The sequence below is a fragment of the Streptomyces griseoaurantiacus genome, assembly GCF_036189845.1.
Lineage (GTDB): Bacteria > Actinomycetota > Actinomycetes > Streptomycetales > Streptomycetaceae > Streptomyces > Streptomyces griseoaurantiacus.
On sequence record NZ_CP108326.1, the window covers coordinates 5,490,401 to 5,515,000 of the forward strand.

Consider the following 24,600-nt stretch of genomic DNA (forward strand, 5'->3'; position numbering starts at 1 on the left):
GCCCGGATCGGGGGCGGGGCGCGAGGTACGGACACGAGGACGCACGAAGAAGGGGGCGAGCGCCGTGGGAGCGCTGCCGACGAGGGCATGCCTGCTGACCGCCGCCGTGCTGCTGACCGGACTGGGCACCGGCGTCCACGCCGCGACCACCCCACGGACGGCCACCGCCCCCCAGCCGGACACGGCCCACCCGGCGGGAACGGCAACCGTCCGCCTGGACGGGAGCGGCGAATGCACCTTCCCCGCACGGCAGATCAAGGGAACCCCCTGGTCCCTGCAGCGCGTCCAGCTCGACCGGCTCTGGCAGGGCACCGACAAGGGCAAGGGGGTGCGGGTCGCGGTCGTCGACACCGGCGTCGACGACAGGAATCCCCAACTCGCCTCCGCCGTCGACAAGGCGTCCGGCCATGACTACCTGGCCGGGAAGAAGGGCGGTGGCGACCCGACAGACGACCAGGTGGGCCACGGCACGAAGGTCGCCGGCATCATCGCCGCCCGCCCCCGCGCGGGCACCGGCTTCGTGGGCCTCGCCCCCGAGGCCACCGTCATCCCGATCCGGCAGAACGACGCCGACAGCACCGGCGACTCGGACACCATGGCCCAGGCCATCACCTACGCCGTCTCGCGCGGCGCCCAGGTCATCAACATCTCGCAGGACACCACCAAGCCCCTCTCGGCCACCTCCGCCCTCGCCCAGGCGGTGCGGCGGGCGATCGACAAGGGGGTCGTCGTGGTCGCCTCCGCCGGCAACGACGGCCTGGACGGCAAGGCCAAGGCCACCTACCCGGCCGCCTTCGACGGCGTCCTCGCCGTGGCCTCCTCCGACCGCAACAACGAACGCGCGTCCTTCTCGCAGGCGGGCCCCTTCGTCGGGGTGGCCGCACCCGGCGTGGACATCGTCTCGACCGTCCCCGGCGGCGGCCAGTGCGCCGACAACGGCACCAGCTTCTCCGCCCCGTTCGTCGCGGGCGTGGCCGTCCTCCTCAAGGAGAAGCACCCCGACTGGACGCCGGCCCAGATCATCACCCAGATCGAGCAGACGGCCGAGCGGGTCGTCAACGGCCACGACGACTTCGTCGGCTGGGGCGTCGTCGACCCGGTGCGCGCCGTCCAGCAGTCCGACCTCGCCGACCCGCCCTCCACCCCGTCGCCCGACCCCGGCCCCACCGGCCTGCCCGCCCCCGACGTGGCGCCCTTCTCCCTCGCGGAGACCCCCGAGGAGCGCGACCGGCGCTACGCCGTCTACGTCGCCGGCGCGACCGTCGTCCTGGCGACCCTCATCACCGGATCGGCGATCGTCGCCCGCGACCTGCGCCGACGCCGGAGGAACGCGACAGGCTGAGACGGCACGTCCGAGGCGTGGCGGCGGAGGTCGCTGCCACCGAGACGTGTACGTGCCGGGGCGCGTCGGCGGAGGCACGTCGGCGGAGGCCGAGGCCTCAGCGAGCCGCCGGTCCGTCCCACCCGGCCGGTCCGTCCCACCCGGCCGGTCTGTCGCCTACGCGGCCGGGGGCTCGTCGTCCTGCCCCACCGGAGGCTCCAGGTCGAACTCGCCGTCCCGCGCGCCGAGGACGAACGCCCGCCACTCGGCCTCCGTGTACCGCAGCACCGTCTCGGGCTCCAGGGAGGACCGCATGGCGACGGCGCCGTCGGGCAGATGGGCGATCTCCACGCGCTCCTCGTGCTCCTCGGTGCCGGGCGCGCACTGCCACTCGACGCCGGAGATGTCGAGGGCGTACAACTCGTCCCGCTCCCGCTCCTTGCGCGCCTTGATCTCCTCAGCCGTCTCAGCCATGCCGCAGCGACCCCTTTCGCGATGTCCGAGCTGTGCCCGCGGTGCCGGTCACAGTACTGGTCACGGTACTGGCCGAAGGAACTCCCCTGTCCGGTCTTTGCAGTTGGAAGGACCATGTCCAGTGACTAGAGTGGCTGCGGATACCACGCGTGTGGTATCGCACGGGGGCGGAGCGGCGCTGCGACCGCGCGTCGCGCGGGATGTGGCATGTCTTGCCCGCCAGGAGAGCCGGACCATCGGTTCCGGCAAACCCGTCGCGGTGGCGAAGGACGCCGCCGCTGCAAGAGGGAGGGCAAGAACGTATGGCTTCGGGCGTTGATCTCAGCGCACACGCGCTCACGGGTCTGGCCAACGACATCCGCGACTTCCACCACGAGGTGAGCGACCGGGTCACCTCGCTCAACCGCGTGGTGGACATGATCCAGGCCGGCTGGAAGGGAGCGGCGGGCAAGGAGTTCGACACCGTCCAGCAGGGTGTGAACAAGAACCTCAAGAAGCTCCAGGACGACCTCGTCGACCTCGAAGAGGCGATGCGGGCGAGCGTCGGCGGCTTCACCGACCAGGAGCAGGAGCGCATCTCCCACATTCGGAAGGTGGACAACTCCTACCAGGTCACCAGCCGCATCACGGACCTCGCCTGACCCGCCCGCCCCTTCACGAGGAGAGAGACGCATCATGAGCTTCGATCCCGACCGGACAGCGGTCAACTACGACACGGTCACCCAGGCCGCCGTCGACGTCCGCAACACGGCCAAGAACCTGGCCGAAGAGCTCGAGGGCCTCATGCGCCGGGTCAAGGCGGTCGCCGAGACCTGGGAGGGCGAGGCGAAGACCGCCTACATCGACATCCAGCGCGACAGCGGCGAGCAGATGGACCAGATGTCCCAGAAGCTCGCCCGCATCGCCCAGCTGCTCGACGAGTCGGTCACCGGCTACCAGGACACGGACAAGGGCAACGCGGCCCGCTTCCGCATGCTGATGGGCTGACGCGCTTACGGAACAGGGGGAGGGGAGCCGGCCAACGAGCCCGGCTCCCCTCCTTCGGCCGCAGCACAGCCACCTCACGGCAGTACCGGCGACCCACAACCGTGCCGCGCCACGGACCGCCCGGAGAAGTCCCTCAGATCCGCACGCTCCCGCCCCGTCAGCGGCCGGCTGACGGACCCGGGCACGGGCTCGACGGCGTACAGCGTGGTGCCCCCTGCCCCCGATCACGCTGCCATCCCCCAGCCGACCAGCCCCACCACCCCAGCCGTCTCCTCGAAACCGGCGTAAGCACCACGCCCGTTGACATGCTCGACGTCGCCGAACGGCCCGTACTCGGCCGCCAGTCGCAGAGAGCGCCCGAGCCCGCACTACTCAACGGGTGAGGTACCCGCCGGCGTGTCGCTCACCGAACCCTGGAACCGGGACCGCACACCGGCACAGGTGCCCCGTGCCGCGCCGCTACTGGCCCGTGAGACGGCCGCCGCTCGTCTTCGCCTGCTCCACGCGGCGCCCCGTGGTGGCGTCACACGCGGCCTTCTCGGTGGCATTCGCAGCGGTCCCCGTGGCGATTCGCACGAATCGAGCCCGCTCGGCCCCGCTCATGCCGCCCAGGGGAGCGCTGGTTCCGATCTGTCGTAATCCGGCACGCTGGTTCGTGACTTCGGCGGGGAAACTGCCAGCTTCTTCACGCAAGGAGTCGCATAGATGGAGGCGACCAGTCCGTCCCCGTGGCTGAAGTGCCGGTATTGCAGAACGTAGACGAAACCTCACTCTCCGTCTCTGCTCTACTTGCGGTTGCAGTCTCCCGAAAGGAGATGGACCTACTTCGGTTCTACCGGTGAGCCAAGTTCAAGACGCACAGGGGCGAACCCTGAAATTCCTGCGCACTGAGTGGCTCATGAACAGTATCGCGAGAGATTGCCGGGCGGCAGGGTGTGCCTGCTCAATGACCGCTAGACTGACCAGAAATCAGAATGGACATTGGGGTCGGGCAATTCCTGGTTGTAGTAGCTCTTTCCGTTCTGGTTATCATCAGGAGGAGACACATCGGAGCGCTCGACGCAGGGTGTGGTGATTTCGAAGAATGCTTGCCCGGCTTTCCCGAACTTGATGCTGGCCTGAAAACCGTCGGCGCTCACGTAATAAGCTGCGGACTTATCCGGTGTAGTAGCGCGTAGTGTGTACCCCTTCCCTTTCCATACCCGTTCCACGATCCCGAGGAAACTCCCTCGACGCTCCTTGGAGATAACCGTCATGACTGCCCGCATGCGATCGGTGGAGCAGTCCCGAGGCTTGGTTGCCATATGAGTCCACTCGACCGGAGGCTTGACTGCGGACAGGGTCGAATCAAGGAGGGCGTCCGCCTGGTCTGCTGCCTGTTGCATGTTCATTTTATCGTCCTGCCCGTCGCTTGATGAATTGGCGAGGCCGCACCCGGTGAGGAGCGAAGTGAGCAGTGCAGAGACGAGGATCCCGCGCTTCATCGACTGTCCTCCCGAATGACCCTCTGATAATCGCCGGCCACAATCGCTCCAATGTTGGCTGTAGAGACCTGGTCTTTTTCTGGGTTAAAATACTGTGAGTGAGCACCGAAGTCGATGCCAGAGTTCCGGACATCGGGGAACTCGGGATTCAAGATGAAAGGGCCGTCGCCGGCCTGGAATCTGTTCGCACCGAAGTCACTGCTCGCGGGGTCCTTACCGAACCACACGTCGTCCCCGTCCGGATCGCCCAGCCAAGAGCCCACTACGGCGCCGGGAATCCCCGCTACTGCCCCGCCGAAGACGCCACCTGCCACTTCGCTCTTGGATGGAAGGTGAGTCACTACATCATTGTCGGCTGCGCCGACCCAAACGTGGTCCTTGGCCACGCCCAAATCCTCGGCGGAATTCACACCAACGCCTGGGCTGCCCACGAGCACGATGTCGTCTACGCCGGGAATCCCACCGGGCTCTTGGGTTGCTTTTCCAACGGTCAGCGAACCGTAGGAGTGGCCAATAGCAGTGATATGCGGATCCGCATTTTCATTGGTGGCGGAGATGCCGGACATGAAGCCGTCGTAGGCAGAAGCGCCTCGCTCCGCGTTCTCCTCCGACATCACTTCCGTCGCCGATTGCGGAGCATCGTATCCCAGCCAGACGATGGAAGCGCTGGACGGGTCATTTTGCCGTGCTGCTACGGCTGTGTCGTAGGCTCGGCGCATCGTACTGTGCGGGTCGGTGGCGAATTCCGCATCAAGTTTTGTATTCAGGCCGGGTACGTAGGATGAGACATTTTTGGCGGCGTCAGGATTCCCGTAGGAAACAATTGCTCTTCCGTTCCCTTCGTCGCCGACGCCCAATAGATACATAGGAGGCTCGCCGGCCGTCTGCAGCTGCGCATCGATCTCTTTGAGTCCAGCAAGCTTGGTCATCGAATCTTCGTCGCCCTTAGCCGCCAATTCTCCCATGAGCTGCGGAAGGTACAGACGGTTAGCTTCATCGCGGGCTACGGCGGGAATGCCGTCCAAGTTGCCGATGACGTCCGGATAGACGGCAAGGTACTCCACGCGCTCTGCGTCACTGAGATTGTCCCACCACTCCTTGCGTTCGGCCTGTGGACGATCGGTCGGAATGTTCTCCTTGAGCACGTCATCAGCTGCGCTGTGTACGGCCGTCGCGTCCCCACTGACATCCGCCCAGGTCGATTCGGTGACGTCCAGCCCCTCCTCTGCTTTGAGCCGACGCAAAGCCTGGGCATATTGTTCGTCGATTTCCGTTGCCTGGGACAGAGCACCCGCTATTGCGTCAGCGATCCCCTGCGCTCTGAGCGCGTTCGGATTTTGAGTCGCCAGTGCTGTTGCACTGCCCATCGCCTGGCTGAAAAACCCAGAGTTGCCAGAGACGGTGTCGCCAAGCAACTCCGTGTCACCGGCTTTTGCGGCTGGATAGCGGACGGATCCGTCATCGAAGACCTCGAAGCCGGCTTGTTTGGCGTCATCCAGTGCGTTGAGCAGTGTTCGTTGCAGCGGTGCCAGTTCCTCCGCCAAGCCGTTGAGTGACGCGGCGACGAGCCCACACTCGGTGTGGATGTATTGGTAGTTATTTGCCAATCGACCGAGCCGTACCACAGCGAAGAAGGAAGCCTCACTCTTCTGTGTTTCTGACAAGTCGGAGACGATCTCTTTGGTGACCCTTTCACGGGAAGCGTAGGCTCGGTTGCTGATGTCGGCCCACTCGCGAGCTTGCTCCGTAAGCTGAGACAGCTTGAGGTCTCGTAGTTGGTCGAGGGAGAGCACGCTTATCGACCCTTCTCGAAGGGCTCGGCCACGGTGCGTTCGGCTGCCATGGCCGCCTTGATCCGTGCCTCGTTCTCACCGTGATCCTTCGCGGCCTGCCGCATCGGCCCTTCCAAGTCCTCGCACTCGTCACGCACGGCCTTGAGCCGACGATGCCAGCTGTCCCGCACCGCATCCATCGCGAGAGCGGAAGCGAGCCCTTTTGTTCCTGCGGCACCCCCCTTTTTCCCCTCTGTGAGCTGCGACACCGACGTGTTCGTGGTGGTCCTCAACTCGCCCAGGATGCGCGCGCCATCGGTCCACGGATACTTCAGGTAGACGAGTCGCCCTCCGCCTCCTGACCCGTTTCCGTCAGCGGATGCCAAGGTCATCCCGGCGGATCCGTCGGGGTCGGTTCTGATAGCGGCTTGAGTGCGTGCGGATGCCCACTGCTCTTCGAAGGACACGACGACCTTTCTCGTCAAGGCTGTAACTCGGCACCGGACAGCGATGCATGAGCCGGCTCGGTCACACGGCCGATCCGGGCCCTCCGGGGGGCTGCTGGTAGGGAGCCTGTGGAACTGACGGCTGGTGAGGCTGCCCCTGGGGTGGATAGAGCTGATGAGGGCTCTGCGGTGGGAACGGCGGATACATGGGAGGGACTGGTGGGGCGGCTGCTGACGGGGTGCGAGTGGTACGGCGGCGGGTGCGCAGCACTGGGACGGCAACGGCCGCTCCAACGAGGGCCGCCGCGGCGATGCCCAGACCGACCCACAGGGAGGTGCGCTTCGTCTGACCGGTCTTCGTCCCGGCGACTTCAGGATCGTCTTCCACGGCGCCGGCTGTGTCGGACTCCGAGGACCAGGGTGTCTCAGGAGATGCGGACCGGGACGCCGCCGCCAGGTCGGGGAGTGGGTATTCGTCAGCGGGCCCCGGGTCGCCCGGACGTGTCAGAGCCACACGGGGCCGGACCCCGCCGTATCCGACGTAGTCGCTGTGCTTCTCGCCCCCCGAGGGTTTGCTGGCGGTATTCAGCATGACGCGCAGAACCTGGTTGTTGGTCCAGTCGGGATGCTTCGACCAGATGAGCGCCGCCGAGGCAGAGGCGATGGCGGTCGCGTCACTTGTGCCTGCGGTTTTGCAGATCTGGCTCCCACCGGTACAGGCATGGACCATGTCCACACCTGGGGCAACGAGGTCGACCTGGGCCCCTCGCTGGGAGAATGACGCTACTTTTGCCTTCTTGTCAGCTGCTCCGATGCCCACCACGCCGGGTGTAGCGGCCGGGTACTTAGGAAGATTAGCTTTGTCTCCGTCGTTGCCCACACCGGCGAAGAGCAGCTTGCCTTTGCTCAATGCGTACTTGACCGCTTCCTCAAGCTGTGGAGTGCTGACATTTTCTCGGCCGGGCGAATTACTTGCGGCCAAGGACAGGTTGATGATCTGTGCATCCGAATCCGCTGCGTACCGGATAGCTTTCGAGAGGGTTTCGGAGAAAGCAGAACCGGCGTCGGCCTGGCCGTAGTCCTCGGTCAAATAACGCATTCGGATGGGAATGATCTTCGCTCCCGGTGCGAGGCCGTACGAACCGTTCAGTGCACCGCGGGCACCAGTGCCAGCGATCAAGGCGGCCATGTCAGTGCCATGTCCGTCAATATCGGTATGTTCGTCGCCACGCTGACTCGAGAAGTCCTTGCCGTCGAGTACCTGTCCTCTCAGATCGGTCAGAGACGTGTCGACGCCGGAGTCGATTACGGCCACTGTGACACCGCGGCCTGTGCTCTCCTCCCACATCTCGTCCGCGTGCATGGCCTCAAGGTGCCACTGCTGCTCGCGGACGGATGCTGCGCGGGATGGAGCGGCAGCGACGCCGACGAGCATCAGACCTAGGGCAGCCGTTGCGGTGGCGGACTGCAGGATTCCCTTGCTTTTGGTACGCATATGCCTTCCTGCGGGATGACGGGCTCGGCTTCAGTCGACCACTGGAGGAAGGCTCGCGCGATTGCCCCGAGTCCAGGTCTCTTCGTCCTCGACGAGGTAATCAGGGCGCTGGCCGTCCCGCTGTTGGACCTTGCGTGTGCCAGAAGGTGTTCCCGGTCCCACCGCTCGACCAGTCGTCACACCATGCGCAGCGTCGGAGGCGTTAGCCGGTGACCGAAGGAGGCCGGAACCTCCCGAGGTGAAGGGGCGGCTACCGGTTCGGCCAGGTTGGCCGGGACGAGCGCCGACGATTCCACCGGCCTCCGAAGCGAGGCGACGTCCGTTTCCCTGAATGGTCCCAGGCGAGTTGGGTCTGCTGATGCTCGAGCTTGATGACACGGCCCGGCCCATCGAGGTGCGGCCCTGGAGATTGTCCTTTCCAACGACAGTGCCCCGCGGGATGCCGCCCGTTGGCCGCCCGGCGTTCGCGACCGGGCGCCCTCCGACGATGCCGGTCCCACGGGACCCGCGGGGCGTGCTCCCCGTCTGCCCCGCGTTGCCCTGAGGTTGGGGGAGGCGGGGGGCCGCATGTCCTTGCGCCGAAGGGTTTTGCGGGAAGGCGCGTCCGCCGCTGGCGACGGTTGGGGGCACAGGGGCGGATTGCTGCGGCAGCGACACCTCACGATGCGACTGGCCCGTACCAGGTGAGGTTGGCACACCGATGGTCGGCGTCTCGCGGGAGAGAGTGCCTGTGCTGTCGATGTCCATGGAAACAGGGGGCGTCTGACCTCTGTCTCTGCTGCCTGACTCGGAGGAGAGTCCATCAGCGGACTTGGTCGAACCACCGGGTGAGACGGTGTGGCTGTGGCTTCCGCCACCCTGGCGTGATGAGAGCGTCGCGCCTACGGAGCCGTTACCCGTGTGAGTCGGAGGGCTCGGCAAGTGCTCCTTGCTTTCGCCTACCCACCAATTGTCGTTTCCGGCTTGTCCCACCGGCGGCGAGAACGTGGGCGGTGCCACGCTGTTCACCTGCTGTGCCGAGTACTCGTACGTCTGCGCCAGTTTCCGCAACTGTTGGATGGCCTCGCCTCGGGCCGCTTCCATGCGGTGTTCGGCGGCTGTGGCGTCCGTCCTCGCGGTGGCCGCCAGTTTCTGGGCGTCGGGGTCGTTGTGCCCGCCGGGCTGGTTCGCCGCGGTGATCGTCTTGTGGGCGTCTGCGAGGTCCGTCTTGGCGCGGGTGGTCTCGGAGACGTCGGGCATGGCGGCCTTCGCCTCGGCGATGGCCTGTGACACCGTGCCCATCCAGCGGGCCGCCACCTCGGCGTACTGTCCCAGGCGAAGCGTCGAACTCGCCGTCTGGCCGCCCCAGTCGCGGAAGGCGTCGCCGCCCTCGCCCTGCCACTCCAGCCCCTTGACGTAGGTCATCAGGTCGTCGCCGATCTTCGTGATCGTCGACGCGGCCTTGGACAGCTTGCTGGACAGGTGCGAGGCACCTGCCGTGTTGGCGGAGGCGAGCAGCGCGGCGAGTTGCTCGTGCGTCATGGACTCGAAGTCGGTGCGGGCGAGTTTGGGTTCCCGGTTGTGCCGCTGTTCGCCCATCACCACTGCTCCTTCGTGCCCTCGGAGCCGGACTCGGAGTTGGACGTGGCCGACCCGTCGGGCTGATGTACGGACGGATCCCTCCCCGCCACGTAGTACTTCTCCGCCTCCGCGTTGACCGCCTTCATCCGGGCCTTGATGTCCTCGTCGAGGTTGGCGTAGCCGACACGCGAGGCGTGGACCGCGAGGCCCATGCCCTCGATCTGCGCGCTGAGGGCCTTGGAGAGGTTCTCCAACTCGTCGTGGACGAGGGCGTACGAGTCGTAGAGGAACTGTGCTTCCCTGAATGCGCCGGAGCCGAGATGTGCGCGCGGCAGGCGGTCGTCGCCGACCTTGCCGGGGGCCGCCTCCGACGAGTCGAGCTCGACGAGCAGTTCGTCGACCCGTTTCTTGAAGTCCTTCATCGCCCGGTGCTGGATGTCCAACGCCATCTGCGGATTCACCCCGGCAAGGGTGTCGAAGGACGTGCCCGTGTCCGGGATGTCCTCCGTGGTGCCGCCCCCGTGCGAAGTCACCTCTACTGCCTCCCCGTTCACCCCGTTCGCCGCGCCCACTCGCACAGTGCGACGACTCGGTCGTTCACTCTAGTGGCGTTGCTGGAGCAACCCCACCTGTATCAGCGACGTACCGCGCTTGCGCGACACGAACACGCCGCGTCCCGGCGGCATCGGGCGGGCCCGGACGGTGCCGAGGATGTCGCCCTCGCTCGGGTCGCCCGAAAGGACCACGCCCTGCGCGCCCAGCTCCTTCACCCGCTGCATGAACGTCTCGTACATGGCGCGGGAGGCGCCCGCGGCGCTGCGGGCGATGATGAACTTCACGCCCACGTCGCGGGCGAAGGGCAGGTGCTCCACCAGCTGTGCCAGTGGATTGCCCGAGCTCGTGGCCACCAGTTCGTAGTCGTCGACGATGACGAACAGCTGCGGCCCGTTCCACCAGCTCCGGTCGCGCAGTTGCTGCGGGGTGATGTCTGGCTTCGGCGCCCGCATCTCCATGAACTGGTTGATGGCGTCCATGTGGACCTGCATCGCCGAGGCCATGGGCGCGTACTCCAGCAGGTGTTCCTCGGAGACCGCCTCCAGCATCGTGCGCCGGTAGTCGCCGACGACGATGCGCGCCTCGGCCGGTGTGTACCGCTCGGCGATCTGCTTCGCGATCAGGCGCAGCAGATTGGTCTTGCCCGATTCGCTCTCCCCGAAGACGAGGAAGAACGGATCGGTGTCGAGGTCGACGAAGACCGGTTCGAGGCTCGCCTCGTCGATGCCGATGGCGATGCCGTGCTGCGGGAACTCGAAGCCCTTGGGCAGCTGGTCGGCGGGGAGCTTGCGGGGCAGCAGCCTGACCGCCGGGGCGGCGGGGCCCTGCCAGGCGCCCCGTACCGTCCCGACGAGGTGTGCCGTCGCCTCGGACAGGTCGTCCGCCGAGGGCGTGGAGTCGATGCGTGGCAGCGCCGACATGAAGTGCAGCTTCTCCGGCACCTGTCCGCGCCCGGGTACGCCCGCGGGCACGTTCATGGCGACCTTGCGGTCGAACTCGGAGTCCATCGCGTCGCCCAGGCGCAGTTCGAGGCGGCCGAGCATCTGGTCCTTGAGGGCCGCCCGGACCTCCATGTAGCGGGAGGCCGAGACGACGACGTGGATCCCGTAACCGAGTCCCCGCCCGGCGATGTCGTTGACGACGCCTTCGAGGCCCTCGTAGTCGGTCTTGAAGTTGCCCCAGCCGTCGATGACGAGGAAGACGTCGCCCCAGGCCTCACCGGGCAGGTCGCCGGCGGCGCGGCGTCTGCGGTAGGTCGTGGCGGAGTCGATGCCGTGGGCGCGGAAGAACTGCTCGCGGTGGTTGAGGACGCCGGCCACCTCGGCGACCGTGCGGCGCACCCGTTCGGGATCGAGGCGCGAGGCGACCCCGCCCACGTGCGGGAGGTCCGCCAGCGTCGCCAGTCCGCCGCCGCCGAAGTCCAGGCAGTAGAACTGCACCTCGTGCGGGGTGTGGGTGAGCGCGAACGAGGCCACCAGCGTGCGCAGCAGGGTGGACTTGCCGGACTGCGGGCCGCCGACCACCATCATGTGGCCGGCCGCTCCCGAGAAGTCCCGGTAAAGCACCTCGCGCTTCTGCTCGAACGGCTTGTCGATCAGGCCCAGCGGCACGGCCAGTCCACCCGGGCGCGAGTACTCCGCCGCCTGCAGACCGCGCTCCGGGGTCGTCGACAGCGGCGGCAACAACTGGTCGAGGGTGGGTGCCCGGTCCAGCGGAGGCAGCCACACCTGGTGCGCGGGCACGCCCTGGCCCTCCAGCCGCCGTACGACGACGTCCAGCACCGTGTCGGCCAGCGCGTCGTCCTCCGCGCGTGCGGTCCGCGCCCCGTCCCGCTCGGGGTCGGGTGCCACGGGGGCCATCGGCACCGGGGACGCCGTGAAGAGCACCGGGCGGCGCTCGACGGGCGCGCTGCCCCGAGCGGTCTCGGGTCCGCCCGAGCGGTAGGTCCCCGACACGTAGGCCGCCTTGAAGCGCACCATCTCGTCGGTGCCGAACTTCAGGTACCCCGAACCCGGCACGGACGGCAGGTGGTAGGCGTCGGGCACGCCGAGGGCCGCGCGGGACTCGGCTGCGGAGAAGGTCCGCAGACCGATCCGGTACGACAGATAGGTGTCCAGACCGCGCAGCCGGCCCTCCTCCAGACGCTGCGAGGCGAGCAGCAGGTGCACACCCAGGGAGCGGCCGATGCGGCCGATCTGGATGAACATGTCGATGAAGTCGGGCTTCGCGGTGAGGAGTTCGCTGAACTCGTCGATCACCAGGACGAGCGAGGCGAGCGGTTCCAGGGGCGCACCGGCGGCCCGCGCCTTCTCGTAGTCGTGGATGTTGGCGTAGTTGCCGGCCGCGCGCAGCAGCTCCTGGCGCCGCTGGAGTTCCCCCCGGATGGCGTCCCCCATGCGGTCGACCTGGGTGAGGTCGTCCGCGAGGTTGGTGATGACCGCAGCGACGTGCGGCATCTGGGACATGCCGGCGAACGTGGCGCCGCCCTTGAAGTCGGCGAGGACGAAGTTGAGCGTCTCCGAGGAGTGCGTGACCGCGAGGCCGAGCACCAGCGTGCGCAGCAGCTCCGACTTGCCGGAACCGGTCGCGCCCACGCACAGGCCGTGCGGGCCCATGCCGTCCTGCGCGGCCTCCTTGAGGTCCAGCATCACGGGCCGGCCGTTCTCGCCCACGCCGATCGGCACCCGCAGCCGCTCCGGCAGCGAACGCGGCCGCCAGGTGCGCGTGACGTCCACCGCGGCGGCGTCGCCGAGACCCAGCAGGTCGGTGAAGTCCAGGTTGGCCAGCAACGGTTCGTCCTCGTCCCTGCCGCCCATGCGCAGCGGCGCGAGCTGGCGGGCCAGGGCCTCCGCGGCGGGCAGCGAGAGACCGTCGGGCACACCCTCGAAGGCGACACCGCCTCCGGAGTCCAGCCACAGCCGGTCGGGGCGTACGACGACGGACAGATCACCGCGCGGCTGATCGAGCTCGCCGGAGACGACCTCGACGATCGTCACGCCCTGCAGGCCCTCGACCGCGGCGAACGCCGAGGTGGGGGGCACCATGCCGCCGTCGAGGACGACCAGGATGTGCGGCTGGTCCAGGAGTGGTCCGCCCTCGCGGGCGAAGCGCGGCCGGTCGGTCAGGCGGTCGGCGAGCAACTGCTCCAGCTCGCCGAGGTCGTCGCCGAACAGACGGCGCGTTCCGGCGCCGTCGAACCGGCCCGTCAGCTGGCAGTGCGGCAGCCACTTCGCCCAGTCCCAGCGGGCGGCGGCACCGGGTGAGGTGACGACGGCCACGACCAGGTCCTCGGGGGAGTGCAGGGTGGTCGCCTGCGCCACCAGCGCGCGGGCCGCGGAGCGGGCGCACTCCGGGTCCCCGGAGACCGTCACGTGGTAGAAGGACCGCAGCGACACCGCCACCGGCAGCTCGTCCAACTGGCCGTGCACCGCGAGGAAGCGCTGCATCGCACCGGCGCACAGCGGCTCCAGTTCGTCCACCGGCGCGGTCTGCGGGGCTACCAGGGGAGTGGCCAGCTGCTGCGGCCCCAGGCCGAGGCGCACCTGGCCGAAGTCCTCGTCCCGGACGCGCCGTTCCCACACCCGGCCGCCCTCGGCCACCACCGCCCACAACTGCTCGGGCGCGGGGTGCAGATAGAGCTGCGCGTCCCGCTGCCGCAGCGCCGTCCGGCGCACCGTGCGCCGGGTCTGGGCCAGATAACGGAGGTAGTCCCGGCGCACATCGGCCATTTGCCCTTGCGTACCGCGACGGTGGCGGACGATCTGCGAGATCACCATCGCGGCGGTCGACACGAGCATCAGCACACCCATGATCCGCATGAACGGATGGGCGTTGGGCGAGGCGAAGTAGAACACCACCGACGACCCCATGCCGAGTGTCGGCAGCACCTGCATGAGCATGCCCTCGTGCTGCCCTCGCGGCAGCTCCGGAGGCGCCTCCAATTGCAGGTCGTCCGCGGGCACTTCGGGCGGCAGGGTACGCGGCGGGCGCTTGACGACGATCTGGCTCACCGCGGCATCAATCCCCCTTTGCGGACGAACCGTGGATCCCCCGGCACCCCCGTGGCGACGGTCGTCCTCCGCTGCGGGCGATCCTACGTGGCGGTACTGACACAGCGTGCCGATAGGGTGACGCCCGCAGCGTGCGCATCCGCGAACAGGGGGCAAGTGAAGGTGAGTACGACGACGAGCACGGGCTTCTGCAGAGTCACCGTCGTGGCGCCCGACAGCCGGATCGACGTGGCGCTGCCGGTGGACATCCCGATCGCCGACATCTACCCGGAGATCCTCCGGCTGACCGGCCAGACCCAGCCCGTCGGTGCCCCCACCGGCTACCACCTGGTGCGGCGTGACGGCCGGGTCCTCGACGGCGCCCGCACCCTCACCGACGAACGGGTGCTCGACGGGGAGGTGCTCGGACTGCGCCCCTTCGCCGAGTCCCTCCCGCCCGCCGTCCACGACGACGTCTCCGACGCCGTCGCCTCCGCCGTCGTCCGCGACCGGCACCTGTGGAGCGAGGACCTGCTGCGCATCGCGGGCCTGACCGGCGGCGCCGTGCTGTCGCTGCTGTGCGGCCTCCTGCTGTGGCAGGCCGACCCGGTGCACCACGACACGCACGGCCTGCCCGGTGTCCTCGCCGGCGGCCTCGGCGTGCTGCTGACGGCGTTCGCGGGCGTCCGGGCCCGGGTCTACGCCGACCGGGCCGCCGCCGTCGCCGTGGGACTGGGCGCGCTGCCCCTGCTGATGCTCGCGGGCTCCGGCATCGTCGCGCCCCCCGCCGGACAGGGCCCGGGCAGGCTGCAGTTCCTGCTCGGCTGTGCGGCCCTCCTGCTCGCCTCGCTCGTCCTGGTCGTCCTCACCCCCGGCGGGGACGCACCCTTCGTCGCCGCCTGCCTCCTCGCGACGGTGGGCGCCCTGGCCTCCTTCGTCGCCCTGCTCGCCGACGCCTCCGCCACCGAGGCCGCCTCGGTCTGCGCCCCGGCCGCCCTCGGCCTCGTCGCCTTCCTTCCCGGGCTCTCCGCCCGCTTCGCCCGGCTGCCCATCGGCTACGCCGCTCCGCGCTCCGCGAGCCAGGACGCCTTCGACCCCGACGCGCCGCCGGCCCCGGAGGCCGTGCCGCTGGACGCCGAGCGCATCGCCGCCCAGGCCCGCCGCGGGCACGAGATGCTCCTCGGCCTGGTCGCCGGCACCTCGGCGGTGGTGATCGCCGCCGCGGCCGTCCTCGGTTTCTCCGACAACGTGTGGGCGCAGCTCCTCGCCCTGGCCGCCGGGCTGGCCATGCTGATCCGCGCCCGGCTGTTCCGCTACACCTCCCAGGTGACCTGCGTCCTGGTCGCCGGCCTCGCCTCGCTCGCGCTGCTGCTGCTCGGCCTCGCCCTGAACCCGCCCCCGGGCGCGCTCACCGAGCTGGTGCTGCACGGCGAGAGCGGCGCCCTGGACCTGCGTGCCGCCTGGCTGACCGCGGCGGTCGCCGCCGGCGCGGTGCTGCTCACGGCCATCGGCCTGATCGTCCCGCGCAAGGGCCTGTCACCCTTCTGGGGCCGCTTCCTCGACCTCACCGAGGGCGCCGTGCTGCTCGTCCTGGTGCCGCTCTGCCTCGCCGTCCTGGGCGTCCTGTCGGACGTACGCTCGATGCTCGGCTAGGGCCTCTCGTTCGGATCATTTTGGCGCCGGTGCGAAGACGTACCGCGCCTCCCAGCCGGCCGGATCCAAACAAGCCGGATTCAAACAAGAGGCCCTGGGCGATCCCGCCCCGGAGCTCTCCGCGCCGGGCCGGAACGCACCCGGCCCACCCGCGACGGAGCGGTCCGTGCGCACTGGTACCCTGGCAAACAGCCGTATGCGCCCACACCCCCCGAAGCCCCTCAGGGTTCGGGACGGTCGCGCCGTCGGCCCCGCCTCCCGAGTAACGGAAGCTCCCCCGAGATGCAGACCGGGGGCGCTCGGAGGCATTTCGAAGACCTACGAGGAGTACGCGTGTCGCTCGACGCCGCCGTGAAGAAGCAGATCATCACCGAGTTCGGTACCAAGGAGGGCGACACCGGCTCCCCCGAGGTCCAGGTCGCTCTGCTCTCGCGCCGCATCTCGGACCTGACCGAGCACCTGAAGACCCACAAGCACGACCACCACTCCCGTCGTGGTCTGCTCATCCTGGTCGGTCAGCGCCGCCGGCTGCTGCAGTACCTGGCCAAGAAGGACATCGCGCGCTTCCGTACGCTGGTCGACCGCCTCGGCATCCGCCGCGGTGCGGCGGGCGCCCGGTAGTACGCCGTGGAGGGAGCGGTTCCCGAACCGATCGGGGACCGCTCCCTTTGCCGTACGTGCGGAAACGTGCGCGGTGTCAGTGCCGCTTTGTAATGTGGTGGCACAACGCAATACGCACGGCACGAAAACAGCAGGACCGGGAACACGCAGGGCACAGCGGTGCGTACCGCTCGGCCCCTGGGTGACCCGCCCACGAGGAGAAGCGCGGCCGAGCCGCCGCCGGTCCTCGGTAGTGGCCCCCGGGCGTCACGCCCCGGGTGCTTCGATCGAAGACCGGCCCGCACCGCAGGATGCGCTTCTCCGCCCCCTGTCCCCCCGCCACACGGGCGGCCGGGACGAAAGACGATACGTAGGAGAAAACGCTGGTGGAGAACGAGACCCACTACGCCGAGGCCGTCATCGACAACGGCTCCTTCGGCACCCGCACCATCCGCTTCGAGACCGGCCGCCTCGCCAAGCAGGCCGCCGGCTCCGCCGTGGCGTACCTGGACGACGACACCATGGTGCTCTCGGCCACGACCGCCTCGAAGAACCCCAAGGACCAGCTCGACTTCTTCCCCCTCACGGTGGACGTCGAGGAGCGGATGTACGCCGCCGGCAAGATCCCCGGCAGCTTCTTCCGCCGTGAGGGCCGCCCCTCCGAGGACGCCATCCTCACCTGCCGCCTCATCGACCGTCCGCTGCGCCCGTCCTTCGCGAAGGGCCTGCGCAACGAGATCCAGGTCGTCGAGACGATCATGGCGCTCAATCCCGACCACCTGTACGACGTCGTGGCGATCAACGCCGCGTCCGCGTCGACGCAGCTGGCCGGTCTGCCCTTCTCCGGCCCGATCGGCGGCACCCGTGTCGCGCTGATCAACGGCCAGTGGGTCGCCTTCCCGACGCACACCGAGCTCGAGGACGCCGTCTTCGACATGGTGGTCGCCGGTCGCGTCCTGGAGGACGGCGACGTCGCCATCATGATGGTCGAGGCCGAGGCCACCGAGAAGACCATCCAGCTGATCAAGGGTGGTGCCGAGGCGCCGACCGAGGAGGTCGTCGCCGCCGGTCTCGAGGCCGCGAAGCCCTTCATCAAGGTGCTGTGCAAGGCCCAGTCGGACCTCGCCGCCAAGGCCGCCAAGCCGACCGGCGAGTTCCCGATCTTCCTGGACTACCAGGACGACGTCCTGGAGGCGCTCACCGGCGCCGTCCGCCCCGAGCTCGCCCAGGCGCTCACCATCGCCGGCAAGCAGGAGCGCGAGGCCGAGCTGGACCGCGTCAAGGGTCTGGCCGCCGAGAAGCTGCTGCCCGAGTTCGAGGGCCGCGAGAAGGAGATCTCCGCCGCGTACCGCGCGCTGACCAAGTCCCTGGTGCGCGAGCGCGTCATCAAGGAGAAGAAGCGCATCGACGGCCGCGGTGTCACCGACATCCGCACGCTGGCCGCCGAGGTCGAGGCCATCCCGCGGGTGCACGGCTCCGCGCTGTTCGAGCGTGGCGAGACCCAGATCCTGGGCGTCACCACCCTCAACATGCTCCGCATGGAGCAGCAGCTCGACACCCTCTCGCCGGTGACGCGCAAGCGGTACATGCACAACTACAACTTCCCGCCGTTCTCCGTCGGTGAGACCGGCCGCGTCGGCTCCCCCAAGCGCCGCGAGATCGGCCACGGCGCGCTCGCCGAGCGCGCCCTGGTGCCGGTGCTCCCGGCCCGCGAGGAGTTCCCCTACGCGATCCGCCAGGTCTCCGAGGCCCTCGGCTCCAACGGGTCGACGTCCATGGGCTCGGTCTGCGCCTCCACGATGTCGCTGCTGAACGCCGGTGTGCCCCTCAAGGCCCCCGTCGCCGGTATCGCCATGGGCCTCATCTCCCAGGAGATCGAGGGCGAGACGCACTACGTGACGCTGACCGACATCCTCGGCGCCGAGGACGCCTTCGGCGACATGGACTTCAAGGTCGCCGGCACCAAGGAGTTCGTCACCGCCCTCCAGCTCGACACCAAGCTGAACGGCATCCCGGCCTCCGTGCTGGCCGCGGCCCTCAAGCAGGCCCGTGACGCCCGCCTCCACATCCTCGACGTGATGATGGAGGCCATCGACCGGCCCGACGAGATGTCCCCGAACGCCCCGCGGATCATCACCGTCAAGATCCCGGTCGACAAGATCGGTGAGGTCATCGGCCCCAAGGGCAAGATGATCAACCAGATCCAGGAGGACACCGGCGCCGAGATCACGATCGAGGACGACGGCACCATCTACATCGGTGCCGCCGACGGCCCCTCCGCCGAGGCCGCCCGCACCACGATCAACGGCATCGCCAACCCGACGATGCCCGAGGTCGGCGAGCGCTACCTGGGCACCGTCGTGAAGACGACGACCTTCGGCGCGTTCGTCTCCCTGCTGCCGGGCAAGGACGGTCTGCTGCACATCTCGCAGATCCGCAAGCTCGCCGGCGGCAAGCGCGTGGAGAACGTCGAGGACGTCCTCGGCGTGGGCCAGAAGGTCCAGGTCGAGATCGCCGAGATCGACTCCCGCGGCAAGCTCTCCCTCATCCCCGTGCTCGAGGAAGAGGAGTCCACCGACGACGCGAAGAAGGACGACGGCGACAAGTGACGTCCCGTGGCTCCAAGGCGACGGCCCGCACCTCCTCGGAGGCGCGGGCCGTCGCCCGTACCCAAACCCTCATCAAGGGCAGCAACGGCATCGGCACCGTCCGCAGGACCACCCTCCCGGGCGGCCTGCGCATCGTCACCGAGACCCTGCCCTCCGTGCGCTCCGCGACCTTCGGCATCTGGGCCCACGTCGGCTCCCGTGACGAGACGCCCGCGCTGAACGGCGCCACCCACTACCTCGAGCACCTGCTCTTCAAGGGCACCGCCCGGCGCAGTGCCCTGGACATCTCCGCCGCGATCGACGAGGTCGGCGGCGAGATGAACGCGTTCACCGCCAAGGAGTACACGTGCTACTACGCACGCGTGCTCGACAGCGACCTCCCCCTCGCCATCGACGTCGTCTGCGACATGCTCACCGGATCCCTGATCCGCGAGGAGGACGTCGACGTCGAACGCGGCGCGATCCTCGAGGAGATCGCGATGACGGAGGACGACCCGGGCGACTGCGTGCACGACCTGTTCGCGCACACCATGTTCGGCGACAACGCCCTCGGCCGCCCCGTCCTCGGCACGGTCGACACCGTCAACGCACTCACCGCCGACCGCATAAGGCGCTTCTACAAGAAGCACTACGACCCCACCCACCTGGTCGTCGCCTGCGCGGGCAACGTCGACCATGCCAAGGTCGTACGCCAGGTCCGCGCCGCCTTCGAACGCGCGGACGCCTTCCGCCGACCCGCCGCCCTCCCGGTCGAACCCCGCTCGGGCCGGCGCGCCCTGCGTGCCGCGGGACGCGTGGAAGTGCTCGGCCGCAAGACCGAACAGGCGCACGTCGTACTCGGCATGCCCGGCCTGGCCCGTACCGACGACCGCCGCTGGGCACTCGGCGTCCTCAACACCGCCCTCGGCGGCGGCATGTCCTCCCGCCTCTTCCAGGAGGTCCGCGAGAAGCGCGGGCTGGCCTACAGCGTGTACTCGTACACCTCGGGCTTCGCCGACTGCGGCCTGTTCGGCGTCTACGCCGGCTGCCGGCCCAGCCAGGTGCACGACGTGCTCAAGATCTGCCGCGACGAACTCGACCACGTCGCCGAGCACGGACTGTCCGACGAGGAGGTGGGCCGGGCCATCGGCCAGCTCCGGGGCTCCACGGTGCTCGGCCTGGAGGACACCGGCGCGCTGATGAACCGTATCGGCAAGAGCGAACTGTGCTGGGGCGACCAGATGTCCGTCGACGACATGCTCGCCCGGATCACCGAGGTCACCCCGGACGACGTCCGCGCGGTGGCCCGCGAGATCCTGGGACGGCGCCCCTCGCTGTCGGTCATAGGACCGCTCAAGGACAAGCAGGCCTCCCGGCTGCACGACGCGGTCGCGTGACACCCGCCGGCCGGGAGGCCCCGGCCGGGGACGTTCCAGTCAAGGAAGCGAGAAGATGAGCAAGCTGCGCGTGGCGGTGCTGGGTGCCAAGGGCCGTATCGGCTCCGAGGCGGTACGGGCCGTCGAGGCCGCCGATGACCTCGAACTGGTGGCCGCCCTCGGCCGCGGTGACGGTCTCGAGGCGCTCACCGAGGCCGGGGCACAGGTGGTGGTCGAGCTGACCACCCCGGACTCGGTCATGGACAACCTCGACTTCTGCGTGCGCCACGGCATCCACGCGGTGGTCGGCACCACCGGCTGGACCGAGGACCGCCTCGCGCGGCTGCGGGGATGGCTCGACGCCGCCCCCGCGACCGGTGTGCTCATCGCGCCCAACTTCTCCATCGGCGCCGTACTCACCATGAAGTTCGCCCAGCTCGCGGCGCCGTACTTCGAGTCCGTCGAGGTCGTGGAGCTGCACCACCCGAAGAAGGTCGACGCCCCCAGCGGCACGGCCACCCGCACCGCCCAGCTCATCGCCGCGGCCCGCGCCAAGGCGGGCACCGCCCCCGCCCCGGACGCCACGACGACGGCCTTGGACGGAGCGCGCGGCGCCGACGTCGACGGGGTCCCCGTGCACGCCGTACGGCTGCGCGGGCTGCTCGCCCACCAGGAGGTGCTGCTCGGCGCCGAGGGCGAGACCCTCACCGTGCGGCACGACTCCCTGCACCACAGCAGCTTCATGCCCGGCATCCTGCTGGGCGTCCGCCGGGTGGTGACCACGCCGGGACTCACCTTCGGCCTGGAGCACTTCCTGGACCTGGACTGACCCGGCCCGTCCGAGCAACCGAAAGTCCGCGAACCCGAGAAAAGCAGCCTGCCTCATGCGTGCGAAGGTCACTTATTTCGTCACGGCCGCCGTCCTGGTCGTCTACTTCGTCCTGGTCGGCAGCCGCGGGGTACTGCTGATCGAGAACGGCAGCGCGGTCACCATCACCTTTGGCGTCGCCGTCCTGGTGCTGCCGGTGATCGGGCTGTGGTTCCTGTGGAAGAACACCCAGTTCGTGCGGCGGGCCAACCGGCTCGCCGCCGAGCTCGACGCCGAGGGCGGCCTGCCGGTCGACGAGCTGAAGCGCACGCCCGGCGGGCGCATCGACCGCGACTCGGCCGACGAGGTCTTCGCCCGGCGCCGGGCCGAGACGGAGGAGGCCCCGGAGGACTGGCGCAGCTGGTTCCGCCTCGCCGTCGCCTACCACGACGCCCGTGACGTCGCCCGCGCCCGCAAGGCCATGCAGCGTGCGATCACGCTGCACGTCACGCACGGCACGCAGGCCACCCGCGCCACGAACAACGAGAACGGCCGGGCCCGGGACGCACGGACCCCGTAGCGTCCCCGGCCCGGGCGGACGTCACACGTCCAGCCGGTGCTCCTCGGCCCAGGCCTCGACCGTGTCCGCCGCCCGGTCGAAGGCCTCCGGACGGGCCAGGAAGTCCGCGTCGTGCGTGGTCAGCAGCGGTACGGGACCCTCCGCCGTACGGCCCCTGCGGACCAGCGTCAGCGCCTGTCCCTGAACCGTGCGCGGCAGACCGAACCAGCGCACCGGCTGCTGAGCCGTCCGCACCGCCACGACCTGCTCCCACGGCACGGTGGTCGTGCGCAGGAAGGCCACCCGGCGCAGCCCGCGCCCGCTCACCCAGACGCCGACGCGCAGCAGTCGCAGCGCGCACAGGATGACCAGCAGACCCGCCCCGAAGAAGCCCGTGGCGCTCGACGGCTTCCCGGTGAACGCGATGATGACCGCGGCGAAGAGGACGTACGAGGCGAGCAGCAGCAACAACGCGGCTGCGGCGACGCGCCAGGGACCGGGCCGGTACGGACGCCGCCAGCGGTCGGGGTCGTCATGGGGAAGAGCACGGTCGTCCGCCGCCTCGTCGAACACCCGGTCGGCCGTCAGGAAGGGCAGGGGCACGTCTGATCCTCACTCGGTCCTCGCACGAAGATGCGGTGAGGCTATCGAGCACCGACGCCTGTCACCACCCCGGGGCGACCGGGGGAGTGCCGGGGCAGCACAGGGGACGCACCGGCCGGAGGAAGGGCCTCAGCGGCCGTCGGAGGCCACGGGCTGCTGCGTCTTCGTGGTGGCGTGGTCCAGCGAGAGCGCGGGCATGCCGATCAGCAGGGCGCCGACGAGCGCGGCGACGATGGTGAGCCCCATCAGCCAGCGCCCGGCCAGTTCCCCGGCGGACGGACGCCGCCGGGGCGGGGGAGCGACATTGCTGCGGAACCTGTCGGCTTCGGAGAGGAAGGCGAACGGGACGGGTTCGCGCCGGCGGAACATGGGGGTGCCGGTCCTTTCGGGGCGTAGGTGCGGGAGCGAGGGTGACGGTGATCGAACGGAACCCCGTCACCGACACAGACGAACGAATGCCACGATTGGTGCCCTCCAGCGCCCCTTTCGCAGGGATTCACAGGAATTCCCAGGGATTCACAGGGGTCGACGCGGTTCCGTGGGACTCGGTCCGCTTCGGGCGCTCGGGCCGCCCGGAACGCACGTGCGAGCAGCCTCTGGAGGTGTCCGGATTGCGGCACTTCGAGAGGTTCACTTAGCCTGAGCGAACGGGCCCGGCACTGCTTGAACCCCCGAGCAGGCAGTGCCGGACCCCACCTCCGTCACGACTTGTCGCCTCCCCCGAGGGCAGACCACGTCCTGAGCAACGAGTAGCGTGTTACCCATGGCTCCGACCTCGACTCCGCAGACCCCCTTCGGGCGGGTCCTCACCGCCATGGTCACGCCCTTCACGGCGGACGGCGCACTTGACCTCGACGGCGCGCAGCGCCTGGCCACCCACCTGGTGGACGCGGGCAACGACGGCCTGGTCGTCAACGGCACCACCGGCGAGTCGCCGACCACGAGCGACGCGGAGAAAAGGGATCTCGTACGGGCCGTCGTGGAGGCCGTGGGGGACCGCGCCCACGTCGTCGCGGGTGTCGGTACCAACGACACCCACCACAGCATCGAACTCGCCCGCGCGGCCGAGCAGGCCGGCGCGCACGGCCTGCTCACCGTGACGCCGTACTACAACAAGCCTCCTCAGGAAGGCCTGTACCGTCACTTCGCGGCCATCGCGGACTCCACCGGCCTGCCGGTCATGCTGTACGACATCCCCGGCCGCAGTGGCGTCCCGATCAGCACCGAGACGATCGTGCGCCTGGCCGAGCACCCCCGCATCGTCGCCAACAAGGACGCCAAGGGCGACCTCGGACGGGCCGGCTGGGCCATCGCCCGCTCGGGACTCGCCTGGTACTCCGGCGACGACATGCTCAACCTCCCCCTGCTCGCCGTCGGCGCGGTCGGCTTCGTCTCGGTCGTCGGCCATGTGGTCACGCCCGAGCTGCGCAGCCTCGTCGACGCGTACACCGCCGGTGACGTCCAGAAGGCGCTCGAGATTCATCAGAAGCTGCTTCCGGTCTTCACCGGCATGTTCCGTACTCAGGGAGTGATGACCACCAAGGCCGCGCTCGCCCTCCAGGGCCTGCCCGCAGGCCCGCTGCGTGCCCCCATGGTCGAGCTCACCCCCGAGGAGACCGCCCAGCTCAAGATCGATCTTGCTGCCGGCGGGGTACAGCTCTGACAACGGACTTCACAACTGAAGAGGCAGGACCGCCGGAAACCGGTGCGTGCCTGCGCGTCCGAACGACAACTGCTTTTGCACGAACGTCATGCGCGCCACGTGCCTCCAGGTACGTGGCGCGCATGGTGAGGAGAGTCTTTTGAGTCATCCGCACCCTGAACTCGGCCCACCGTCGCCCCTCCCCGAGGGCGGCCTGCGGGTCACCCCGCTCGGTGGTCTCGGCGAAATCGGCCGGAACATGACCGTTTTCGAATACGACGGCCGCCTGTTGATCGTCGACTGCGGTGTGCTCTTCCCCGAGGAGGAGCAGCCCGGAATCGATCTGATCCTGCCGGACTTCTCGTCCATCCGGGACCGCCTCGACGACATCGAGGGCATCGTCCTCACCCACGGGCACGAGGACCACATCGGCGGCGTGCCCTTCCTGCTGCGCGAGAAGCCGGACATCCCGCTGATCGGCTCCAAGCTGACCCTCGCCCTGATCGAGGCCAAGCTCCAGGAGCATCGCATCCGCCCCTACACCCTCGAGGTGGCCGAGGGGCACCGGGAGCGCATCGGCCCCTTCGACTGCGAGTTCGTCGCGGTCAACCACTCCATCCCGGACGCCCTCGCGGTCGCCATCCGCACACCGGCCGGCATGGTGGTCCACACCGGCGACTTCAAGATG

21 protein-coding genes (1 of these 21 running past the window's edge) are annotated in these 24,600 nt (G+C 69.0%); 11 read left to right on the forward strand and 10 right to left on the reverse strand.

Annotated elements, in window-relative coordinates; genetic code table 11:
• The first annotated feature begins 64 nt into the window (after positions 1 to 64).
• A complete protein-coding gene (gene mycP, locus OHB09_RS24500) occupies positions 65 to 1,342 on the forward strand; it encodes a type VII secretion-associated serine protease mycosin (protein ID WP_328922527.1) in 1,278 nt (425 codons plus the stop codon).
• Positions 1,343 to 1,498: 156 nt separating this feature from the next.
• On the opposite strand, the gene OHB09_RS24505 is transcribed toward mycP (OHB09_RS24500), so the two are convergent.
• Entirely contained in the window at positions 1,499 to 1,795 is a 297-nt protein-coding gene (locus OHB09_RS24505) for a DUF397 domain-containing protein (RefSeq protein WP_006139469.1), read from the reverse strand.
• A gap of 302 nt (positions 1,796 to 2,097) precedes the next feature.
• Between OHB09_RS24505 and OHB09_RS24510 the strand changes: the two genes are divergently transcribed.
• Together OHB09_RS24510 and OHB09_RS24515 are read left to right on the forward strand one after the other, a co-directional pair.
• Entirely contained in the window at positions 2,098 to 2,436 is a 339-nt protein-coding gene (locus tag OHB09_RS24510; protein WP_006139467.1) for a WXG100 family type VII secretion target, read from the forward strand.
• A gap of 34 nt (positions 2,437 to 2,470) precedes the next feature.
• Entirely contained in the window at positions 2,471 to 2,782 is a 312-nt protein-coding gene (locus OHB09_RS24515) for a WXG100 family type VII secretion target (RefSeq protein ID WP_006139465.1), read from the forward strand.
• 953 nt (positions 2,783 to 3,735) lie between these two features.
• Here OHB09_RS24515 and OHB09_RS24520 read toward each other — a convergent pair.
• The 7 genes from OHB09_RS24520 to eccCa all read right to left on the reverse strand — a co-directional run bounded on the left by OHB09_RS24520 (position 3,736) and on the right by eccCa (position 14,104).
• Complete coding sequence (locus OHB09_RS24520) at positions 3,736 to 4,266, reverse strand: hypothetical protein (RefSeq protein ID WP_319119369.1); 531 nt, start codon at positions 4,264 to 4,266, stop codon at positions 3,736 to 3,738.
• Positions 4,263 to 6,059, reverse strand: a complete 1,797-nt coding sequence (locus OHB09_RS24525) for an alpha/beta hydrolase (RefSeq protein WP_328922528.1) — start codon at positions 6,057 to 6,059, stop codon at positions 4,263 to 4,265. Before OHB09_RS24525 ends, OHB09_RS24520 begins: the two co-directional genes overlap by 4 nt.
• Before the next feature lie 2 nt (positions 6,060 to 6,061).
• Positions 6,062 to 6,505 carry a hypothetical protein gene (locus OHB09_RS24530; protein WP_234527625.1) on the reverse strand — a complete coding sequence of 148 codons (444 nt, stop codon included), beginning with the start codon at positions 6,503 to 6,505 and terminating at the stop codon, positions 6,062 to 6,064.
• Positions 6,506 to 6,566: 61 nt separating this feature from the next.
• Positions 6,567 to 7,979 (reverse strand): type VII secretion-associated serine protease mycosin, encoded by a 1,413-nt coding sequence (gene mycP / locus OHB09_RS24535; RefSeq protein ID WP_328922529.1) that lies wholly within the window; start codon positions 7,977 to 7,979, stop codon positions 6,567 to 6,569.
• Between the two features lie 30 nt (positions 7,980 to 8,009).
• Complete coding sequence (locus tag OHB09_RS24540; protein WP_328922530.1) at positions 8,010 to 9,557, reverse strand: WXG100 family type VII secretion target; 1,548 nt, start codon at positions 9,555 to 9,557, stop codon at positions 8,010 to 8,012.
• The gene (locus tag OHB09_RS24545) at positions 9,557 to 10,072 is read right to left on the reverse strand and encodes a hypothetical protein (RefSeq protein ID WP_328922531.1); all 516 of its coding nucleotides are present in this window, start codon (positions 10,070 to 10,072) and stop codon (positions 9,557 to 9,559) included. Before OHB09_RS24545 ends, OHB09_RS24540 begins: the two co-directional genes overlap by 1 nt.
• A gap of 69 nt (positions 10,073 to 10,141) precedes the next feature.
• A complete protein-coding gene (eccCa, locus tag OHB09_RS24550) occupies positions 10,142 to 14,104 on the reverse strand; it encodes a type VII secretion protein EccCa (protein ID WP_328918452.1) in 3,963 nt (1,320 codons plus the stop codon).
• A gap of 162 nt (positions 14,105 to 14,266) precedes the next feature.
• Here eccCa and eccD point away from each other — a divergent pair, with 162 nt between their 5' ends.
• The 6 genes from eccD to OHB09_RS24580 all read left to right on the forward strand — a co-directional run bounded on the left by eccD (position 14,267) and on the right by OHB09_RS24580 (position 21,688).
• Entirely contained in the window at positions 14,267 to 15,736 is a 1,470-nt protein-coding gene (eccD, locus tag OHB09_RS24555) for a type VII secretion integral membrane protein EccD (RefSeq protein ID WP_328922532.1), read from the forward strand.
• Positions 15,737 to 16,069: 333 nt separating this feature from the next.
• Positions 16,070 to 16,357, forward strand: a complete 288-nt coding sequence (gene rpsO / locus OHB09_RS24560; protein ID WP_006139458.1) for a 30S ribosomal protein S15 — start codon at positions 16,070 to 16,072, stop codon at positions 16,355 to 16,357.
• A 365-nt stretch (positions 16,358 to 16,722) separates the two neighbouring features.
• On the forward strand, positions 16,723 to 18,945 hold the full coding sequence (locus OHB09_RS24565; RefSeq protein ID WP_006139457.1) for a polyribonucleotide nucleotidyltransferase: 2,223 nt from the start codon (positions 16,723 to 16,725) through the stop codon (positions 18,943 to 18,945).
• Positions 18,942 to 20,321: a M16 family metallopeptidase gene (locus OHB09_RS24570; RefSeq protein ID WP_006139456.1), complete on the forward strand. Its 1,380-nt coding sequence runs from the start codon at positions 18,942 to 18,944 to the stop codon at positions 20,319 to 20,321. Before OHB09_RS24565 ends, OHB09_RS24570 begins: the two co-directional genes overlap by 4 nt.
• Before the next feature lie 55 nt (positions 20,322 to 20,376).
• Entirely contained in the window at positions 20,377 to 21,129 is a 753-nt protein-coding gene (gene dapB, locus OHB09_RS24575) for a 4-hydroxy-tetrahydrodipicolinate reductase (RefSeq protein WP_093600214.1), read from the forward strand.
• 55 nt (positions 21,130 to 21,184) lie between these two features.
• Positions 21,185 to 21,688: a tetratricopeptide repeat protein gene (locus tag OHB09_RS24580; RefSeq protein WP_191853271.1), complete on the forward strand. Its 504-nt coding sequence runs from the start codon at positions 21,185 to 21,187 to the stop codon at positions 21,686 to 21,688.
• Positions 21,689 to 21,709: 21 nt separating this feature from the next.
• Here OHB09_RS24580 and OHB09_RS24585 read toward each other — a convergent pair whose 3' ends face one another.
• Positions 21,710 to 22,270, reverse strand: coding sequence for a hypothetical protein (locus tag OHB09_RS24585; RefSeq protein WP_006139453.1), 561 nt, complete (start codon positions 22,268 to 22,270; stop codon positions 21,710 to 21,712).
• Positions 22,271 to 22,399: 129 nt separating this feature from the next.
• On the reverse strand, positions 22,400 to 22,639 hold the full coding sequence (locus OHB09_RS24590) for a hypothetical protein (protein WP_006139452.1): 240 nt from the start codon (positions 22,637 to 22,639) through the stop codon (positions 22,400 to 22,402).
• A 394-nt stretch (positions 22,640 to 23,033) separates the two neighbouring features.
• Here OHB09_RS24590 and dapA point away from each other — a divergent pair, with 394 nt between their 5' ends.
• Both dapA and OHB09_RS24600 read left to right on the forward strand, forming a co-directional pair.
• Positions 23,034 to 23,933 carry a 4-hydroxy-tetrahydrodipicolinate synthase gene (gene dapA / locus OHB09_RS24595; protein ID WP_040894649.1) on the forward strand — a complete coding sequence of 300 codons (900 nt, stop codon included), beginning with the start codon at positions 23,034 to 23,036 and terminating at the stop codon, positions 23,931 to 23,933.
• Between the two features lie 139 nt (positions 23,934 to 24,072).
• Positions 24,073 to 24,600 carry the start of a ribonuclease J gene (locus tag OHB09_RS24600; protein ID WP_006139448.1) on the forward strand. The gene runs 1,158 nt beyond the window's last position, so 528 of the gene's 1,686 nt are visible here — the first part of the coding sequence; the start codon lies at positions 24,073 to 24,075; the stop codon falls past the right edge of the window.

Excerpts from the sequence above, each read along its gene's own strand:
- OHB09_RS24505 (WP_006139469.1), bottom strand. The coding sequence starts at position 1,795 with ATGGCTGAGACGGCTGAGGAGATCAAGGCGCGCAAGGAGCGGGAGCGG.
- OHB09_RS24510 (WP_006139467.1), top strand. The coding sequence starts at position 2,098 with ATGGCTTCGGGCGTTGATCTCAGCGCACACGCGCTCACGGGTCTGGCC.
- OHB09_RS24515 (WP_006139465.1), top strand. The coding sequence starts at position 2,471 with ATGAGCTTCGATCCCGACCGGACAGCGGTCAACTACGACACGGTCACC.
- OHB09_RS24520 (WP_319119369.1), bottom strand. The coding sequence starts at position 4,266 with ATGAAGCGCGGGATCCTCGTCTCTGCACTGCTCACTTCGCTCCTCACC.
- mycP (WP_328922529.1), bottom strand. The coding sequence starts at position 7,979 with ATGCGTACCAAAAGCAAGGGAATCCTGCAGTCCGCCACCGCAACGGCT.
- OHB09_RS24540 (WP_328922530.1), bottom strand. The coding sequence starts at position 9,557 with ATGGGCGAACAGCGGCACAACCGGGAACCCAAACTCGCCCGCACCGAC.
- dapB (WP_093600214.1), top strand. The coding sequence starts at position 20,377 with ATGAGCAAGCTGCGCGTGGCGGTGCTGGGTGCCAAGGGCCGTATCGGC.
- OHB09_RS24580 (WP_191853271.1), top strand. The coding sequence starts at position 21,185 with ATGCGTGCGAAGGTCACTTATTTCGTCACGGCCGCCGTCCTGGTCGTC.
- OHB09_RS24590 (WP_006139452.1), bottom strand. The coding sequence starts at position 22,639 with ATGTTCCGCCGGCGCGAACCCGTCCCGTTCGCCTTCCTCTCCGAAGCC.
- dapA (WP_040894649.1), top strand. The coding sequence starts at position 23,034 with ATGGCTCCGACCTCGACTCCGCAGACCCCCTTCGGGCGGGTCCTCACC.